This window comes from Legionella spiritensis, assembly GCF_900186965.1.
GTDB classification, from domain to species: Bacteria; Pseudomonadota; Gammaproteobacteria; order Legionellales; family Legionellaceae; genus Legionella_C; species Legionella_C spiritensis.
Genome location: NZ_LT906457.1, coordinates 2,242,096 through 2,259,409, shown reverse-complemented (window position 1 = coordinate 2,259,409; position 17,314 = coordinate 2,242,096). Strand labels below are relative to the sequence as shown.

The following is a 17,314-nucleotide window of genomic DNA, read 5'->3' as shown; positions in this document are numbered from 1 at the left end:
ATTATTGGCAGGCTTCGCAATCGGGGTCGAGTATGGAACATGTTTTTGGTTCCTCTATCTTGACCGCGTTGAGTGCGCCATCGGTGACGGTTGATTTTTCTGCGTTACTGGCACCTAAACTGCGTAAATAATAGGTGGTTTTCAAGCCTCGGATCCAGGCGTGTTTGTACAGTTGATCCAGTTTCTTGCCGGACGGTTTGGCCATGTAGACGTTTAATGATTGAGCCTGATCTATCCATTTCTGACGACGGGATCCGCTCTCAACCAGCCAACTTGGATCAATTTCAAAAGCGGTCGCATAACGCGCTTTCAATTCCTGCGGGATCCGGTTGATGGGTTGCACGCTGCCGTTAAAGTATTTCAGGTCGTTGACCATAACTTCATCCCACAGGTTACGCTCCTTTAAATCGGCAACGAGGTAGGGATTAACCACAGTGAACTCCCCGGACAGATTTGATTTCACATACAGGTTTTGATACGTCGGCTCAATGGATTGAGACACACCGCAAATGTTGGAAATCGTGGCTGTCGGCGCAATGGCCATCACATTGGAGTTGCGCATACCCTGTGTGCGAACCTTGACACGCAGACTTTCCCAATCCAGACGTTGTGAACGGTCTTGCTCCAGGTATTGATCCCTGTTTTGTTGCAGAAGGTTGATGGAGTCGACAGGCAGAATACCTTTACTCCACAAAGACCCTTCGTAGCTGGAATAACTGCCGCGTTCCTTTGCCAGGTCACAGGAAGCTTCAATCGCGTGATAGCTGATAAGTTCCATGGATTCATCCGCAAATTCAACGGCCTCCTGGGAGGCATAATCCATTTTTAGTGCGTACAGGGCGTCCTGGAAGCCCATCAGACCAAGGCCGACCGGACGGTGTTGCAGATTGGAATTGCGAGCCTGGGGTACGGAATAATAATTAATGTCTATAACGTTATCCAGCATACGCACGGCGGTAGTAATCGTGTGTTTCAATTTTTCCCGATCCAGTTTGCCGTCGCTGATATGGGCCGGTAGATTGATACTGCCCAGATTACAGACGGCGATTTCATCCTGCGACGTATTTAAGGTGATTTCAGTACACAGGTTGGAACTGTGAATGACGCCGGCGTGTTGTTGGGGCGAACGCAGGTTACACGGATCCTTGAAGGTTAGCCAGGGATGTCCGGTTTCAAACAGCATGGACAACATTTTTCGCCATAATTTAAGAGCCGATACGGTTTTTACGTTTTTGATTTTGCCCTGACGCGCTTTTTCTTCACAATCGACATACATGACATCGAACGCTTTGCCGTATTGATCATGCAATTCAGGCACTTCATCGGGTGAAAAGAGTGTCCACTCGCCCTCTTCGTGTACCCGTTTCATAAATAAATCGGGAATCCACAGCGCGGTGTTCATGTCATGGGTTCGTCGTCGGTCATCACCAGTGTTTTTACGTAATTCCAGGAACTCTTCAACATCACGATGCCAGCATTCGAGATAGGCACAGACCGCACCTTTTCTTTTACCGCCCTGGTTGACCGCGACCGCGGTTGCGTCGGCTACGTTCAGGAAGGGAACAACGCCCTGGGATTTGCCGTTGGTGCCTTTGATATGCGAACCCATGGCGCGAACAGGCGTCCAGTCGTTGCCTAACCCACCCGCGAATTTGGAAAGCAGGGCATTGTCCTTGATGGCGCTGTAAATGCCGTCCAAATGATCAGGCACGGTTGTTAAATAGCAACTGGATAATTGTGGTCTTACCGTTCCCGAGTTAAACAAGGTTGGCGTAGAAGCCATGTAATCAAAGGAAGACAGTAATCGGTAAAATTCAATGGCCTTGTCCTCACGGTTTAATTCACGAATGGCAAGTCCCATGGCGACACGCATAAAAAACGCTTGCGGTAATTCGTATCGAACACCACGTTCATGAATAAAATAGCGATCGTAGAGGGTTTGCAGACTGAGATAGGTAAACTGCATATCCCTGGCAGGAAGCAGGGCCTTGGCCAGTTTCTCCAGGTCAAATTCACCCAGCTTGCAATCGAGTATGTCTTGTTCAATGCCTTGTGCAATATAGGCTTTAAAGTAATCCGGGTAGAGTGCGGTCATTTCGTCAAACGTTGCTTCCGGTTGCATGCCCAGCTTGGTCAATGCTTCCGTACGGAGACTGTCAAGCAGCAATCGGGCGCTGACGTAGGTATAGTTGGGTTCTTTTTCAACCAGAGCCCGTGCGGACATGATCAAGGCTTTATGAACGTCTTCCAGTTTCGCCTGATTATAAAGGTTGCGCAGCGCGTCTTTGATAACCGGTTCCGCCTTAACGCCGCTCAGATCACGGCAGGCCTCGTTAACAATGGTTTTTACCCTGTCCATGTCCAGAGGTCTTAATTCGCCGTCAGGCATGGTAATTAAGAGTGTTTTACTATCGCTGACTTGTTGTTTCAGTTTTTCTTCACGGGCTTTGCGGTGTTCCTCGCGGTATAAGACATAGCCGCGTGCCACTTTATATTGGCTGCTGCGCATTAAAGCCAGTTCAACCTGATCCTGGATATCCTCGATATGAATGGTTCCACCGCCCGGCATACGTCGTTTAAACGTTTGGGTAACCTGTTTGGTGATGTCGTCAATAAGCTGGTGGATACGGTTGGACGCGGCAGCATTGCTTCCTTCTTCAGCAATAAAGGCCTTGGTGATGGCCACCTTGATTTTGCTGTCGTCGTAATGGACGACCTTGCCGTTTCGCTTGATGGTTTTCAGTAAACCGGGGGCGTTGGTCGTCAGATCCAGCTGACTGGTGTACGATTCATCTTTTATCGGCTCAAGAAGTTCTGACATGGTTTCTCCGGAGATATTTTTCTTGTTATTTTCTGACTTGTCTATTCGGGTAAAAAGCGTTTTTCCACTACTTTAACTATAGTAGAATAATTTCCTGATTACCACAATATCTAGTTTTTTTTTATCTTTGCAAAACTAGATATTGTGTTTTTTGTGGAAATCAAGGGAATAAGGTGGGAGTAAGCTGTGGATAAAATGTTGTTAGTATTTAATCTCTTTAGAAAACAGAACAACTTAGCGATAATTGGATAAAAACCGGGCAGTGAGCCATTATGGCCTGTTATTGTTTTTCTTGCACAATAATGGCATCACTGACTTTGGATAATCCATGAACATTCAAGTGGAAATTATTAAATTGCGCATAAAGCTGGGTGGAATTTCCCCCATCCAGGTTAAGGGCGTCCACGCAGTTAAGCGGCGGTGCTTTCATCAGCTGGGCCAATTCGGTTGTCGACATGGCGGCGTGGTCGGTAACCAGAATAACGATATCGCCGTCTTTCGTAATACCCAGCGCCGTACGCTCCGCCCGACCTGCCTTTAAAGGAGGAATACGGCCATCAACCAATAATCTTGGTCCGCTTTGTATTGCAAAGTTGATTTGAGGATTACGTTGAAATTCGCGAGCGCTTGCCAGGTAGGCTTTGCCGTCCTTGATATAAAAAATTCCCCACCAGCTAATTGGTTTGAAGGGACTTAACTGTCTGTTGTTTTTGATGCGAAGGCCCAGGGAATGAAAACGATCGTCAAAAAAACCGCCGTTGATAGCGATCAAGGCATGGCTGAATTGAGCGTATTCATCAACCGATGCGTAGTCTTGTTCCAAATCATGGGCCATAACCAGTGAAAAGCGATTTTTTTTCAAGCTGATTCTAAATGCGTGAACATGAGACCAGGGGGCAAGGTAACCCTTGCTTAAACCCAGGTATTCAATGCCGGGACTTAGCTCACGCCAGTTATCGGCAGCAACGGCAAAATTGAGCACAAGGATTAGCATCAACAGGGTAAAAATTGATTTCCAAGCTTTCTTCAGCCATTTTAATGGTGCAATGGTTTGCTTGAGCATAGTAAACTTGTATCCTTGTGGGCAAACTAATCAGCAACGGGACGGCTATGCAAATCTCAACGCAAAATAACAAAAGTATAGAGGAACAGTCAACCGCCAATTTACTGGCGCTGATGCATGATATTTTAGCCAGAGCCAAAGCTCATGGTGCGACGGACGCCTTTGTCTCGGTCAATCATGACCGGGGATTTTCCGTGGATGTTCGTATGAGGGAAGTGGAAACGGTTTCATTTAACGAGGATAAAAGCGTCGGTCTGGTCACGTATATCGGACATCGCAAAGGAGTGGCCAGCAGCACGGATACGTCGCCGGCCGCACTGGATGCCATGGCGAGCGCCGCATGCGACATTGCCAGAGTCAGTGCAAAAGATCCCTGTTTTGGCCTGGCTGACAAAGAGTTAATGACCGGACGGCATTCGGATCTTGATTTATACCATCCCTGGGATATTCGACCGCCGGAAGCTATTGAAACAGCCCGCCTTTGTGAAGCGCATGCCCTGGAGCGGGATTCTCGTATTATCAATTCGGATGGCGTTACTTTATCAACCTATACGTTTTGCCACGGCTATGCGAATACCTATGGCGGTGAAGGAATCATTCGTGGTACTCGCCACAGTCTGAGCTGTTCGCTCATTGCGAAAAGCGGGGAGAGTATGCAGAGGGATTATGATTACACGACGTCGCGTCTCCCGCATCAACTGGTCACTCCGCAACAACTGGCGGAAAGCGTGGTGGAGAGGACTGTCAGTCGCCTGGGTGCCCGTAAAATAAAAACACAGAAAGTTCCGGTATTATTTTCATCACGAATTTCCAGTGGACTTCTGTCCAGCTTCATCGGCGCGATTAGCGGCTCCAATTTATATCGTAAAAACTCCTTTCTGCTGGACTCCATAGGCCAACAGATTTTTCCTGCCGGATTTAAAATATATGAGCAGCCTCGCTTGTTGCAAGGATTGGGCAGTTCTCCTTTTGACGGAGAAGGCGTGCCTACCCGCGATAATGTTTTCATTGACGACGGCCGATTGTGCCAGTACGTACTAGGCAGCTATTCCGCGCGTCGAATGGGCCTGAAAACCACGGCAAACAGTGACGGTGTTCATAATTTAACCATTGATGCGACAGCCGGCGATTTGAATGATTTATTAAAAAAAATGGATAAAGGACTGCTGGTGACCGAGTTGATGGGGCAGGGGGTTAACGGGTTGACCGGCGATTATTCACGCGGTGCGACCGGTTTTTGGGTGGAACACGGAGAAATCCAGTACCCGGTTGAGGAGATCACAATTGCGGGGAATCTGAAAGATATGTATCAGGCTATCGTGGCGGTAGGTTCGGATATTAATCGCAATATCGCTACGCGCTGTGGTTCGATTCTTGTCGAGCAAATGATGGTGGCCGGTTCCTAGGTTCCGTGAACGAATTTTTCCGATCGAAAACAAAGCAACTATTGTTGCACACCAAATAATAATTGCTTGTAGCCCGTCATGAAGGCAAAGCCGTAATGCGGGATAACGTTCCTGATTGGCACATCAAACCCGCAATACGGCCTCAGGCCTCCTTACGGGCTACCGCCTTTTCGCAAAAAATGGTGCCAATTATCCACATTTTCGCTTTGCAAAAAAATTGGTTCACAGAGCCTGGGCGACCGGCTGGCGGTCATCAGACAGCCGGTTTTTAATGCCGGCAGAATGATTTGAAGCGGCATGTTTAATACGGTCGGTCGAGGTGCCCGATCGGCGCTTTTATGCAGATTGGGTTGTCTATAGACAAATCCAACCTGCAAATCTGCTGTGATTTCCGATAATGGCTGAAATGGTTTTTTTAAATGTCCGGCCGGATGATTTTCAGATGAGGGTCACCTGATCTAGTTCTTATCACGAAAAATGATACGGCCTTTGGTGAGATCGTAAGGGGTTAGTTCCACTTTGACTTTGTCGCCGGTCAGGATTCGGATGTAGTTTTTTCTCATACGCCCGGAAATATGCGCGGTTACGACATGACCATTTTCCAGTTCTACCCGGAACATGGTATTGGGCAGGGTGTCTATTACTGTACCAAGCATTTCTATATGATCTTCTTTTGCCATAGGTCTCTCAAAAAATAAGAAAATTAAGGGCAAATGATGCACTAAATTGGCGCTTATGGCAACAAAACCCGCATGGTCATGAGTCGATACTATGATGCAGCCACGTTCCAACATGCGTGGGATGATGCAATGTGTGCCTGAGACGCTGTAAAAATTCACGACGTCTTACTATCCTGGCGCCCAGACGTTGCAGATGGGGTGTTGGTAACTGACAGTCAATAAAGTCAAATTGCCATTGCCCTAATAACTGGCATAAATAATACAGGGCAATTTTGGAAGCGTCCCGTTGCAGATGAAACATGGATTCACCGAAAAACGCCCGCCCCAGACTTATACCATACAATCCGCCAATCAGTTGTCCTTCCTGCCGGACTTCCACGGAATGGGCATAACCCAGATTATGGAGTTCGTTATACGCGGTTTGCATCTCGCCCGTGATCCAGGTGTTATTGATGCGACCGGAACAGGAGCTGCATGCGGCGATAACCGAGGCAAAGTCCGTGTCGAAGTCAACCCGGTACGGTTTTTTCAGAGCCTGTTTCAGGCTGCGGGACAACCTGAAGTGTTCAGGCTGTAACAATAATCGCGGATCGGGGGACCACCAGAGGATCGGATACCCCGGTTCATACCAGGGGAAAATACCCTGCCGGTACGCAGTCAGCAGATGATTGGGCGATAAATCACCTCCAACAGCTACCAGACCTTCCTTATCACTGCTTTCCGGATCAGGGAACGTAAAATCATCGCCATCAAGAAACGTCGGAGAGGAAATGATTAATCTCCTGCCATATCCAGATATTTTTCCGCGTCCAGGGCGGCCATACATCCGAATCCGGCTGAAGTAATGGCCTGACGATAGACATGATCCGCAACATCGCCACAGGCAAAAACCCCGGGAACGGAGGTGGCGGTAGCCATGCCATCCAGGCCGGTGCGGATGGTAATGTAACCGTCTTTCATGTCCAGTTGATCCTTGAAAATGCCTGTGTTCGGATCATGTCCAATCGCAATAAAGACACCGTCTACTATCAGATCCGTCGTGTCGTTGCTGTTCACATTTCTAACACGGGCGCCGGTGACTTTCATGTCGTCACCCAATACTTCATCCAGGGTGTGGTGCCACAGGAGTTTGATATTTCCCGTTTGCGCTTTTTCAAATAATTTATCCTGCAATATTTTTTCGGCGCGTAAACTGTCGCGGCGGTGAACCAGGGTCACGCTGGCGGCAATATTGGATAAATAAAGTGCTTCCTCGACCGCGGTATTACCGCCGCCTATGACACAGACCGCTTTGTTGCGATAGAAAAAACCATCGCAGGTCGCGCAGGCTGAAACACCACGCCCCTGGTAAGCGGTTTCAGATTCAAGTCCCAGATAGCGTGCAGAAGCGCCTGTAGCGATGATTAACGCATCGCAGGTATATGTGTCGCTGTCGCCCTGCAGTACGAATGGTTTCTGGCCGAGTGAAGCCCTGGTAATATGATCAAACAGGATTTTAGTATCAAAGCGTTGTGCGTGTTGCTGCATGCGATCCATCAGCGCAGGACCTTGCAGGCCTTCAACATCTCCCGGCCAGTTATCGACGTCGGTAGTGGTTGTTAATTGACCGCCGGGCTGCATGCCGGTGATAAGGACCGGACTAAGATTAGCCCGTGCTGCATAGACCGCGGCCGTGTAGCCGGCCGGCCCCGAGCCTAAAATTATCAGGCGATGGTGATTGCTACCACTTATCATCTCTGCCTTCCTCTTTTAATTGTGTTAAGATGCGAAATAGTATGACAAAACAGCAGATTTTAAAATAGCTATGGGAAAACAAGACAAGAAGACTCAAGCAGGACACCCTGAAAAAACACTGCCTTCCTTTTTAATGAGAAGGGTCAGTGAGGGGAGCTTTATTTTGATTTTAACCTGTGCTTTGTTTGTGCTTTTATCACTTAACACGTACAGTTTTTCTGATCCGAGCTGGTCACATATCACCCGGTATAAGGGGGTCGTCAGTAACGCAGGGGGGCAGGTCGGCGCTTATATAGCGGATGCGCTGTACTGGTGTTTCGGTTATTTTGCATACCTGTTGCCTGTCGGTGTCGCTTATGTAGCCTGGCTGGTATTGCAGGATCACCGCGCATTGCGAGTCGTTAACAAACCTGCCTTGTTTCTGCGCGGCAGCGGACTGGTATTCCTGATGATTGGCGGTTGCAGTCTCCTGAGTATGGAGCCGTCGTTGAAGCCTTTGGGTGCGAGTCACGACGCGGGCGGCATGCTTGGCTATTTTGTAGCCGATGGCTTTCAGTATGCCCTGAGCCAGCAGGGTGCAACCTTGTTGTTGCTGGCTATTTTACTGGTCGGAATCACCTGGATGACCGGGCTTTCCTGGGTTCGTGTTACGGAGAGCCTTGGTTTTTATGCGTTGATTCTTTCACAAAAACTGTTTCGTCTTGGCCAATTGAGTTTTATTGGGCTGGTCAGGACATTCCAGCGGTTTCGTAAAAAACGGCACGATTTTGCCGTTACAAAACCGGTACGAAAAAAACCTTTATTGAAAAAAGAAACATCCGAGCCGGCTTTGAATCCGGATCCGTCCCCGTCTTTTGAGATTGTGGCGGCTCCTGTGGCCGACAAACCCGTCAAAACATCGTCAAAGCCGGCATCCGCCAGTAAAGTGACGGTGTCCGGAGGGTTGCCGTCCCTGTCGTTACTGGATAAAGGCAAACCGGGCCGGGCGATGGGTGGGTATACTCATCAGGTATTGGAATCACTGTCACGGGACGTGGAACAGCACCTTCTTGATTTTGGCATCCAGGCCGATGTGGTATCGGTGCACCCGGGGCCTGTCATTACCCGTTTTGAATTGCAGCTGGCCGCAGGCATCAAGGTCAGTCGTTTGTCGGCGCTGGCTAAGGATTTAGCCCGCTCCCTGTCGGTCACCAGTGTCCGTATTGTTGAAGTCATACCGGGGAAAACGGTGGTCGGCCTTGAATTACCCAATCAGAATCGGGAAATTGTGCGCTTGTCCGATGTTTTGTCAGCCGATGTTTATCAACAGGCCCATTCGCCGTTGATCCTGGCTCTTGGGGTTGATATTGCCGGACACCCGATGGTCGTTGATTTAGCCAAAATGCCGCATCTGCTGGTTGCCGGAACCACGGGATCAGGAAAATCGGTAGGAATCAACGCCATGATTCTGAGTCTGCTTTTTAAGGCAAGTCCGGATCAGGTCCGTTTGATCATGGTGGATCCGAAAATGCTGGAATTATCCGTTTATGATGGTATTCCTCATTTGCTGACGCCGGTGGTAACGGATATGAAAGAGGCTGCCAGCGCCTTGCGATGGTGCGTCGGTGAGATGGAGCGTCGGTATCGTCTGATGGCCGCGCTGGGAGTACGTAATCTGGCCGGTTTTAATGTAAAACTGGCTGAAGCGTCTGCGAAAGGGGAGCCATTGACCGATCCGTTATGGAAACCGACCGACTCCATGGATGAAACGGCGCCTGTTCTTGAAGCGTTGCCATATATTGTTGTCATCATTGACGAGTTGGCTGACATGATGATGGTAGTTGGCAAGAAAGTGGAGCAACTCATCGCCCGAATCGCCCAGAAAGCAAGGGCGGCCGGGATCCATCTTATCCTGGCAACCCAGCGTCCATCGGTGGATGTCCTGACCGGATTGATCAAATCAAACATTCCTACCCGTATCTCATTTCAGGTTTCGTCCAAAATTGATTCCCGTACTATTCTTGATCAGCAAGGGGCGGAACAATTACTTGGTCATGGCGACATGCTTTACCTGGCGCCTGGTACCGGCGCACCCTTGCGAGTGCACGGCGCTTTTGTCGATGATAAGGAAGTACACCGCATCGCCGATGATTGGCGGGCCCGGGGCGAGCCGGAATACATTGAAGACATTACGCTGGTGACCGGCGACAGCTCGGACGGTGGATTCGGTGAGGAGAATCAGGAAACCGAAGACGCTGATCCATTGTATGATCAGGCGGTGGAATTTGTCATACAAACGCGCAAGGCCAGCATTTCAGCGGTTCAACGACGTTTGAAAATAGGTTATAACCGGGCTGCCCGACTGGTGGAGGAAATGGAGAGAACCGGAATTGTCGGTCCTCTGGAAGGTGGTTACCGGGACGTGCTGGTGTCATCCGTTACTGAGGAATCATAATGCGAATATTGTCATTGTTACTGTTATTGCTGTCTGCCGGCTCTGCTTGTTGCCAGTCGGTAGCGGACGAATTGCAGGGTAAATTAAATGCCGTAAACAGTATGAGCGCGAATTTCAATCAGGTTGTGAACGCCAAAAAACGGGAAGTGTCCCGTTCTTCCGGATCGATGGCGTTGCAACGTCCCGGGCGTTTTCGATGGCAAACCAGAAGTCCGATGGAACAATTAATCGTGGCGGATGGCAAGAAGCTTTGGGTTTATGATGTGGAGCTGGAACAGGTTACGGTAAAAAAGCAGGAAAAAGGATTGGGCGGTACCGCGGCCTTGTTTTTAAGCGGTTATGACGATACGGTGACCCGTGATTTTGAGGTGACGGCCAAACGTCGCGGCAAGCAGTCCCTTTATGATTTGCACGCCCGATCGCCTAAGGAAAATTTCCAGAGGGTGAAATTACAGTTTACCGGTGATGTATTGACCAGGATTGAACTGTACGATCAACTGGGGCAGCACACTGTTGTTAAATTGACCCGTATTAAAAGCAACCCCCGACTTGCGGCGAGTCTTTTTCAGTTTAAACCTCCCAAAGGGGTGGACGTGGTGCAGCAATGAGTCTGTTTGATAATCAGCCCGAAGCGCCTCTGGCTGAAGCGTTGCGTCCCCGGCACTGGGATGAGGTGATTGGCCAGAGTCATTTGCTCGGTTCCGGCAAACCGCTGCGCCTCGCTTTTGAAACGGGGAAGCCACATTCGATGATTTTATGGGGGCCTCCCGGTGTAGGCAAAACAACCTTGGCCAGATTAAGCGCCGGAGCCTTTCATTGCGAATGGATTGCGTTGTCGGCAGTGTTCTCCGGTGTAAAAGACATACGTGCCGCTGTGGAAAAAGCACGGGAATTTCTTATGATGCAGAAGAAGACCCTGCTTTTCATTGATGAAATCCATCGCTTTAACAAATCCCAGCAAGACGCGCTGTTGCCTTATACCGAGTCCGGTCTGGTGACATTTATCGGAGCAACCACAGAAAATCCTTCGTTTGAAGTTAATTCCGCCTTGTTATCCAGAGCGCAGGTCTATGTATTAAAATCCTTGAGCGACTCCGAATTAAAACAGTTGTTTCACAGAGCGCAGCAACAGGCGTTGACCCATTTGCATTTTGACGAGCAGGCTGTTGATCATTTGATTGCCTGTGCGGATGGCGATGCGCGGCGTTTTCTTAATCTTCTCGAGCAGGTGGATACGGCGTCAGCCGCACAGGGAAACAATGCCATTTCCCTGTCTTTTCTGGAGAACATTCTCGCGACGACAACCCGTCGGTTTGATAAGGGAGGCGATCATTTCCATGATCAGATTTCAGCCCTTCATAAATCGGTACGTGGTTCCAATCCGGATGCGGCTCTTTACTGGTTGTCGCGCATGCTGGACGGCGGCGTGGATGCCCGCTATCTGGCAAGGCGCATTATCAGAATGGCCTGGGAGGATATAGGATTGGCCGATCCGCGTGCCCTGCAAATCGCCAATGACGCGGCCACCGCCTATGAGCGTCTGGGCTCACCTGAAGGAGAACTGGCGTTGTCCCAGGCCGTGGTTTATCTGGCCGTGGCTGCAAAAAGCAATGCGGGTTACAGGGCTTATAACCAGGCACGTGATTTTGTCAAAAAAGACAAATCACGTGACGTTCCCCTGCATTTGCGAAACGCTCCGACAAAGCTGATGAAGGAGCTGGGGCATGGCCATGCTTACCGCTACGCACACGATGAACCGGAGGCCTATGCCGCCGGAGAAAACTATTTTCCCAAAGGCATGGGCGAGCCGGGCTGGTATCAGCCTGCGCCTCGTGGCCTGGAGATAAAAATAGCTGAAAAACTGGCCAGTTTACGCCGTCTTGATGAGGCGCATAAAAAGCGAAAATAAACGGTTCTCAATTATCCAATTTTTTGTAGCCCGCCATGAAGGCTTCGCTGCAATTCGGGGATTACTGCCCACATGAAACCCGCAATACGGCCGCAGGCCTTCTTGCGGGTTACTGCTCTTTTGTAAAAAAGATGTAGTCCCAATAACAATGCTGATACGGGAAAATCGCCTTAGGCGTGGCGGTGGGGGGGATTGCCATAGACCGTCTTTTGGCCTTTTAATACATTGACGGAAGATACTTTATTCTGATTATTGTATTGAACAACAACCTGAACTTTTTTGCCATTATTAATGCCTTCAATCGGAGTGCCGACCACTTCCCATAATCCCAGGGTGTAAACGTCCGCAACACCGTGTCCCAACGCCCTTAACGTTTTGGCCGTCTTTGAATACCCTTGTACAAAACTGTAAATATCTTGTCTGTGACCATTTTTGATACTACTCTCAACCGGATGTCCGAGTTCGGCAATCACCCTGTTCCGGTCCGTTCCCTTGTTTAAAACACTGAGATCCTTTTTGGCAGGTTGATTGGTTGCTTTCACTACGGCGCAAGAGCTCAGAATGATTGCCGCAGTAGTCAAGGCAATTACTTGCAACCAGGTTTTTGTTTGTTTCATATTTGTCTCACTAGTTTTAAAAAGCGGCTAATAATAATTTTATAAATCATGAAAGTCAAAAAAAAACCAAATTAGGTATAGAAATATGAACAATAAAATCTGGAACAACATTGTTCCGAACGAAAAATAAGAAATTGACACCCACTGTGAACTTCGTGTCAATTGGATGACGTAAGCGGCTATTTTTGTGTTTAATATATTGATTTTAAACAATATATTAAACATGGCCTGAACTTTGCTTTTCATTTGACAAAACCAAAAAGAAGGCTGATATGTCGCAAATTGCCCCGGATATCCTAAAAAAGGAAAACTTGAATCTCCTGGAAAAAGAAATACTCGCTTGTATTCCTTGTGGTCTGGTTGTTCTGAATACACGGGGTATTATCGTCTGGTCAAATAAAGCGGCTCAGGATTTGCTGGGATGCGGTTTACAAGGTTCCTTGTGGCTGGATGTCATTCAACGTGCGTTTTCTCCCAGAGCGGATGACGGGCATGAAGTGTCGCTTGCAGACGGACGCCGTGTCAATGTGGCGATTTCGTCTCTTAGCGGCATGCCGGGACAATTGGTTACCTTGATTGACTTGACGACAACACGTGACTACGAGCAGGCTAAAGCCAAGCAGGGACGCCTGATGATGATAGGCCGAATGACGGCTCAGCTTGCGCATCAAATCCGCACCCCCCTGTCTTCAGCCATGCTGTTTACGGATCACCTCATTCATCAGCAGACTAATGACAGTCGAAGCATCCAGTGGCTGAGCCGGTTAAGGGATTGTCACGTCAGCATTGAGCAGCAAATAGAAGATTTACTGCTGTTTGCACGAGGGGAGGCTCTTGAACTGGTTGCTACCGATCTGAAGGCGTGGAGCGAACGTTTGCTGGAACGAATTTATCCTCTGGTAGAAGAGGCTGCCGTCGCTATGGACGTGGATAATCAACTGCCCTCTATGTATTGTAATCTTCATAGTGAATCCTTAACGGGAGCCGTATTGAATCTGATTAATAACGCGCTAGACGCCGGTGCCGCCTGTATTGATTTGAAAATGTACGCAAAGACCGACGGCAGTGTCTCGTTACAGGTTATCGATAACGGCGAGGGTTTGTCGGAAGAGGTGAAAAACCAGGTATTTACCCCTTTTTTTACGACCAAAGCGCAAGGCACGGGGCTGGGTTTAGCGGTTGTGCATGCGGTTGTCAAAGCGCATGGCGGAGAAGTTATCCTGGAATCCTCGCCAGGAAAAGGTTGTTGTGTAACAATAAATCTGTCGGGATGAGATAACTCTGGAAAAAGGATTTGTTCATGGGTGAAGTACTGATAGTAGAAGATGATCCGGTATTGTGTGAAGCCTTGGCGGATACTATGAATCTGGCGGGCCATCGTTATCTGACGGCCAGAAATGGCCGGGAAGCGCTGGTTTTGCTTGAACGCCATAATCCGGCGATTGTCTTGAGCGATATCCGTATGGATAAAATGGATGGGCAACAGCTTCTTGCTGAAATTCAACGGCGAAATCCGGGCGTTCCCGTCATTTTGATGACGGCGCACGGCTCGGTGGAAGACGCGGTCGTTGCCATGCGTGAAGGTGCGGTTGATTATCTGCAAAAACCCTTCAGCGCCCATACCCTGACTGAAAAAATTAATCATTACATCAAACCATTGATACAGGAAGAAGACAAACAACCCATTGCACAAGATCCCAAAAGTCAGGCATTGATGTCCATGGCCCTACGGGTTGCCCAGTCGGATGTGGGCGTCATGATTACCGGGGAAAGCGGAACGGGCAAGGAAGTGCTGGCTCATTTTATTCATGACCATTCCCCACGCTGCAATCATCCCTTTATCGCTATAAATTGTGCGGCTATTCCAGAGCAAATGCTGGAAGCGACGTTGTTTGGTTACGAAAAGGGTGCTTTTACAGGTGCGTACAAATCAACGCCGGGTAAATTTGAACAGGCACAGGGCGGGACTTTATTGCTGGATGAGGTCAGTGAAATGAGCCTGGCATTACAGGCAAAATTGTTACGTGTGCTGCAGGAAAAAGAGGTGGAACGGATAGGGGCGACCAAACTTGTTAATCTGGACGTACGAGTGCTTGCGACCAGTAACAGAAACTTGCTGGAAGAGGTTAAGGCGGGACGTTTTCGTGAGGATTTGTTTTATCGTCTTAATGTATTTCCCTTGCATTGGTTACCATTGAGAGAACGTCCCAGCGATATTATTCCCTTAGCCAATTATTTAATCAGACGACATTGCCAGGATCATTATCCTGTGATTCCTGTGCTAAGCGATGACGCGCAAAAAAAGCTGCTGGATTACACCTGGCCCGGCAATGCCCGTGAATTGGATAATGTGGTGCAGCGCGCCTTGATCCTGCAAAGCCGAAATATTATAGAGCCGTCGCATGTGCAGTTGTCGCTGGACAATCAGGATATGGATGAGGCGGACGGTAAAAAAACCATTAGAAGTTTACAGAATCATGAGTTTGATTTGATAGAGCAGATTTTGAACGAACACCAGGGTAATCGGCAACTGGTTGCGGAAATTTTAGGAGTGAGCGAGCGTACCTTGCGCTACAAGCTCGCTAAAATGCGCGAGGAAGGGTATGTCGTCTGACAAGAGGAATCGTGTTTGGTTTTATGAATCAGTAACCATGATAACGGGGAATGATAATTATGACGGACATTAACGTAGTATCGTTGTTAAATCAGATGAAACTGATGGCTGCCAAAGCACAGGGCGGCGGTGTGGAAACGGCTGTGAATCGGACGCAATTTGGTGATGTTTTTCAAAAAGCCCTGGGTGGCGTCAGTGAACTGCAGCAAAGTGCCGAAGGATTGAAAGTGCGTTTTGAAACAGGTGATCCCCAGGTTAATCTGGGCGAAGTCATGATTGCGGCAAAAAAATCGGATCTGGCGTTTGAAGCGACTTTAAGGGTAAGAAATAAATTTGTACAAGCTTACCAGGATATTATGAATATGCCGATTTGATAGGGAAATTATCAATCAGATGGACAGGAGTTGATCATGGCATGGGCTGAAAATGCGTCTAATGCGGCTTCAAAATTCGCAAGTTTATCGATTACCAGGCAACTGGGCTTAATGCTGGGTCTGGCAGCCAGTGTAGCCATCGGCGTGGCGGTGGTGCTTTGGTCACGGGAGCCGAGTTACATGCCGTTGTTTAACCAGCTCAGCAGCAGGGATTCAGCCGATGTTGTTGATGTACTCCAGCGCAACCGCATACCTTTTCGAATTGATGAGAGTAATGGCATGGTTATGGTTTCTGCCAGTGATGTGCAGAATGCGCGTATTAAACTGGCGGCAGAAGGATTGCCTCACGGTACCGGAAACGGTTTTGAGCTTTTTGCCGGCGGAAACGCCTTTAACTCCAGCCAGTTTATGGAAAACGCGCGCTATAAACAGGCTCTTGAAACCGAATTGGCCAGAACCATCAGCCAGTTTCACGATATCAAGTCCGCACGGGTACATCTCGCCATTCCGCGTGAGTCCGCGTTTGTCAGAGACAATCGCCAACCCAGCGCTTCGGTTTTTATCGATGTTTATTCCGGTCTCGAACTCAATAAGCAAACGATAGCGTCTATAATTAATCTGGTTGCCTCAAGTATTCCAAGCTTATCCTCCAGCCGGGTCACGGTTGTGGACCAGAATGGCCAGCTTCTTAGCGAAGGCGGAGGCCGCACCTTATTTTCCAACACGGAACGATTACTGGATTATCGTCAATCTCTTGAACACCAGTACGCCCAGAAAATTCAGGATATTCTGACACCATTGCTGGGTTATGGACGGGTGAGTGCGAAAGTCTCCGCGGATCTTGATTTTACGTCGTTCGAGCAAACGCAAGAGATGTATAATCCGGAGTCGCCCTCCATACGCAGTGAACAAATGGTGCAGGATCAGCGCAGCGTTGGTGAAAACGCCAGCGGCGTGGCCGGTGCCTTGTCTAACAAACCCCCGGCGAAACCAAATCTGGCGCCTGCTAATAACAATAACAGCAACAATAACGACAATAATAACACGCAAAATACTAATGAAGAGAGTCTTCAGGCGAGCGATATACACAAGGCCAGCACTAAAAATTTCGAACTGGACAAGACGATCAGCCATACCCGAAATCAACCCGGCAGCATAAAACGATTAACCATAGCCGTTTTAGTGGATAACAGACCGGTCTTTGATCCGAAAACGAAAAAGACGGACATGAAGCCGTTGACCAAAAAGGAAATTACCCAGATAAAAACGCTGGTTGCCGACGCTATCGGCTATAATCCGGAGCGGGGCGACAGTCTTAATGTCGTCAACAGTCATTTTGTAAAACCGGATCCGATTGAAATGGTGCCTGCTCCCCACTTCTGGCAACGAGACTGGTTTTGGTCCGTAGTAAAGCAGGTGCTGGGAGCATTATTTTTGCTGGGTATGGTTTTTGGGGTATTCAGACCTTTATTCAAGACATTGGCAACCAGTCGTACGGAGGAAGAATCTGAAACGACACAGAAAGCCATAGGGTATCAGGGGCAGGGTCTCCCGCCGGATATAACGGATTATGAAGGTCAATTGCAGTTGTTAAGGCAGGTTGTGGATAAAGAGCCGAAACGGGTAGCGCAAGTTGTAAAAACCTGGGTAGATCGGGGGTAA

14 protein-coding genes are annotated in these 17,314 nt (G+C 48.7%); 8 read left to right on the top strand and 6 right to left on the bottom strand.

The window, feature by feature from the left end; all coding sequences use genetic code 11:
- Window position 1: 1 nt before the first annotated feature.
- On the bottom strand, window positions 2-2,821 hold the full coding sequence (locus tag CKW05_RS10135) for a ribonucleoside-diphosphate reductase subunit alpha (RefSeq protein ID WP_058482416.1): 2,820 nt from the start codon (window positions 2,819-2,821) through the stop codon (window positions 2-4).
- A gap of 280 nt (window positions 2,822-3,101) precedes the next feature.
- On the bottom strand, window positions 3,102-3,815 hold the full coding sequence (locus CKW05_RS10130) for a phosphodiester glycosidase family protein (protein ID WP_095140735.1): 714 nt from the start codon (window positions 3,813-3,815) through the stop codon (window positions 3,102-3,104).
- Between the two features lie 116 nt (window positions 3,816-3,931).
- Here CKW05_RS10130 and pmbA point away from each other — a divergent pair, with 116 nt between their 5' ends.
- The gene (pmbA, locus tag CKW05_RS10125) at window positions 3,932-5,290 is read left to right on the top strand and encodes a metalloprotease PmbA (protein ID WP_058482418.1); all 1,359 of its coding nucleotides are present in this window, start codon (window positions 3,932-3,934) and stop codon (window positions 5,288-5,290) included.
- 458 nt (window positions 5,291-5,748) lie between these two features.
- Here the strand turns inward: pmbA and infA are convergent, their stop codons facing one another.
- The 3 genes from infA to trxB form a co-directional block, all read right to left on the bottom strand.
- Window positions 5,749-5,970, bottom strand: coding sequence for a translation initiation factor IF-1 (gene infA / locus CKW05_RS10115; protein WP_058482464.1), 222 nt, complete (start codon window positions 5,968-5,970; stop codon window positions 5,749-5,751).
- Between the two features lie 76 nt (window positions 5,971-6,046).
- Window positions 6,047-6,796, bottom strand: a complete 750-nt coding sequence (gene aat, locus CKW05_RS10110) for a leucyl/phenylalanyl-tRNA--protein transferase (protein WP_082642716.1) — start codon at window positions 6,794-6,796, stop codon at window positions 6,047-6,049.
- The gene (gene trxB / locus CKW05_RS10105) at window positions 6,745-7,704 is read right to left on the bottom strand and encodes a thioredoxin-disulfide reductase (RefSeq protein ID WP_408606975.1); all 960 of its coding nucleotides are present in this window, start codon (window positions 7,702-7,704) and stop codon (window positions 6,745-6,747) included. Before trxB ends, aat begins: the two co-directional genes overlap by 52 nt.
- Before the next feature lie 70 nt (window positions 7,705-7,774).
- Between trxB and CKW05_RS10100 the strand changes: the two genes are divergently transcribed.
- The 3 genes from CKW05_RS10100 to CKW05_RS10090 are packed head-to-tail and all read left to right on the top strand — an operon-like array spanning window position 7,775 to window position 12,047.
- Window positions 7,775-10,138 (top strand): DNA translocase FtsK, encoded by a 2,364-nt coding sequence (locus tag CKW05_RS10100; RefSeq protein WP_058482420.1) that lies wholly within the window; start codon window positions 7,775-7,777, stop codon window positions 10,136-10,138.
- Window positions 10,138-10,746, top strand: a complete 609-nt coding sequence (lolA, locus tag CKW05_RS10095; protein WP_058482421.1) for an outer membrane lipoprotein chaperone LolA — start codon at window positions 10,138-10,140, stop codon at window positions 10,744-10,746. The genes CKW05_RS10100 and lolA overlap by 1 nt, the downstream gene beginning before the upstream one ends.
- Window positions 10,743-12,047: a replication-associated recombination protein A gene (locus tag CKW05_RS10090; protein WP_058482422.1), complete on the top strand. Its 1,305-nt coding sequence runs from the start codon at window positions 10,743-10,745 to the stop codon at window positions 12,045-12,047. Before lolA ends, CKW05_RS10090 begins: the two co-directional genes overlap by 4 nt.
- A 170-nt stretch (window positions 12,048-12,217) precedes the next feature.
- Here CKW05_RS10090 and CKW05_RS10085 read toward each other — a convergent pair whose 3' ends face one another.
- Entirely contained in the window at window positions 12,218-12,664 is a 447-nt protein-coding gene (locus tag CKW05_RS10085; protein WP_058482423.1) for a hypothetical protein, read from the bottom strand.
- Between the two features lie 272 nt (window positions 12,665-12,936).
- Here CKW05_RS10085 and CKW05_RS10080 point away from each other — a divergent pair, with 272 nt between their 5' ends.
- Genes CKW05_RS10080 through fliF form a run of 4 tightly spaced genes read left to right on the top strand, consistent with a single transcriptional unit; the run spans window position 12,937 to window position 17,314 of the window.
- The gene (locus tag CKW05_RS10080) at window positions 12,937-13,938 is read left to right on the top strand and encodes a sensor histidine kinase (protein WP_058482424.1); all 1,002 of its coding nucleotides are present in this window, start codon (window positions 12,937-12,939) and stop codon (window positions 13,936-13,938) included.
- A 26-nt stretch (window positions 13,939-13,964) separates the two neighbouring features.
- Entirely contained in the window at window positions 13,965-15,278 is a 1,314-nt protein-coding gene (locus CKW05_RS10075; RefSeq protein WP_058482425.1) for a sigma-54-dependent transcriptional regulator, read from the top strand.
- A 59-nt stretch (window positions 15,279-15,337) separates the two neighbouring features.
- A complete protein-coding gene (gene fliE / locus CKW05_RS10070; protein WP_058482467.1) occupies window positions 15,338-15,652 on the top strand; it encodes a flagellar hook-basal body complex protein FliE in 315 nt (104 codons plus the stop codon).
- A 36-nt stretch (window positions 15,653-15,688) separates the two neighbouring features.
- Window positions 15,689-17,314 (top strand): flagellar basal-body MS-ring/collar protein FliF, encoded by a 1,626-nt coding sequence (fliF, locus tag CKW05_RS10065; protein WP_058482426.1) that lies wholly within the window; start codon window positions 15,689-15,691, stop codon window positions 17,312-17,314.

What these genes read in the sequence shown, in the direction of transcription:
- CKW05_RS10135 (WP_058482416.1), bottom strand. Translation starts at nt 2,821, where the DNA reads ATGTCAGAACTTCTTGAGCCGATAAAAGATGAATCGTACACCAGTCAG.
- CKW05_RS10090 (WP_058482422.1), top strand. Translation starts at nt 10,743, where the DNA reads ATGAGTCTGTTTGATAATCAGCCCGAAGCGCCTCTGGCTGAAGCGTTG.
- CKW05_RS10130 (WP_095140735.1), bottom strand. Translation starts at nt 3,815, where the DNA reads ATGCTAATCCTTGTGCTCAATTTTGCCGTTGCTGCCGATAACTGGCGT.
- fliE (WP_058482467.1), top strand. Translation starts at nt 15,338, where the DNA reads ATGACGGACATTAACGTAGTATCGTTGTTAAATCAGATGAAACTGATG.
- lolA (WP_058482421.1), top strand. Translation starts at nt 10,138, where the DNA reads ATGCGAATATTGTCATTGTTACTGTTATTGCTGTCTGCCGGCTCTGCT.
- aat (WP_082642716.1), bottom strand. Translation starts at nt 6,796, where the DNA reads ATGTATGGCCGCCCTGGACGCGGAAAAATATCTGGATATGGCAGGAGA.
- CKW05_RS10100 (WP_058482420.1), top strand. Translation starts at nt 7,775, where the DNA reads ATGGGAAAACAAGACAAGAAGACTCAAGCAGGACACCCTGAAAAAACA.
- fliF (WP_058482426.1), top strand. Translation starts at nt 15,689, where the DNA reads ATGGCATGGGCTGAAAATGCGTCTAATGCGGCTTCAAAATTCGCAAGT.
- infA (WP_058482464.1), bottom strand. Translation starts at nt 5,970, where the DNA reads ATGGCAAAAGAAGATCATATAGAAATGCTTGGTACAGTAATAGACACC.
- CKW05_RS10075 (WP_058482425.1), top strand. Translation starts at nt 13,965, where the DNA reads ATGGGTGAAGTACTGATAGTAGAAGATGATCCGGTATTGTGTGAAGCC.
- trxB (WP_408606975.1), bottom strand. Translation starts at nt 7,704, where the DNA reads ATGATAAGTGGTAGCAATCACCATCGCCTGATAATTTTAGGCTCGGGG.
- CKW05_RS10080 (WP_058482424.1), top strand. Translation starts at nt 12,937, where the DNA reads ATGTCGCAAATTGCCCCGGATATCCTAAAAAAGGAAAACTTGAATCTC.
- pmbA (WP_058482418.1), top strand. Translation starts at nt 3,932, where the DNA reads ATGCAAATCTCAACGCAAAATAACAAAAGTATAGAGGAACAGTCAACC.
- CKW05_RS10085 (WP_058482423.1), bottom strand. Translation starts at nt 12,664, where the DNA reads ATGAAACAAACAAAAACCTGGTTGCAAGTAATTGCCTTGACTACTGCG.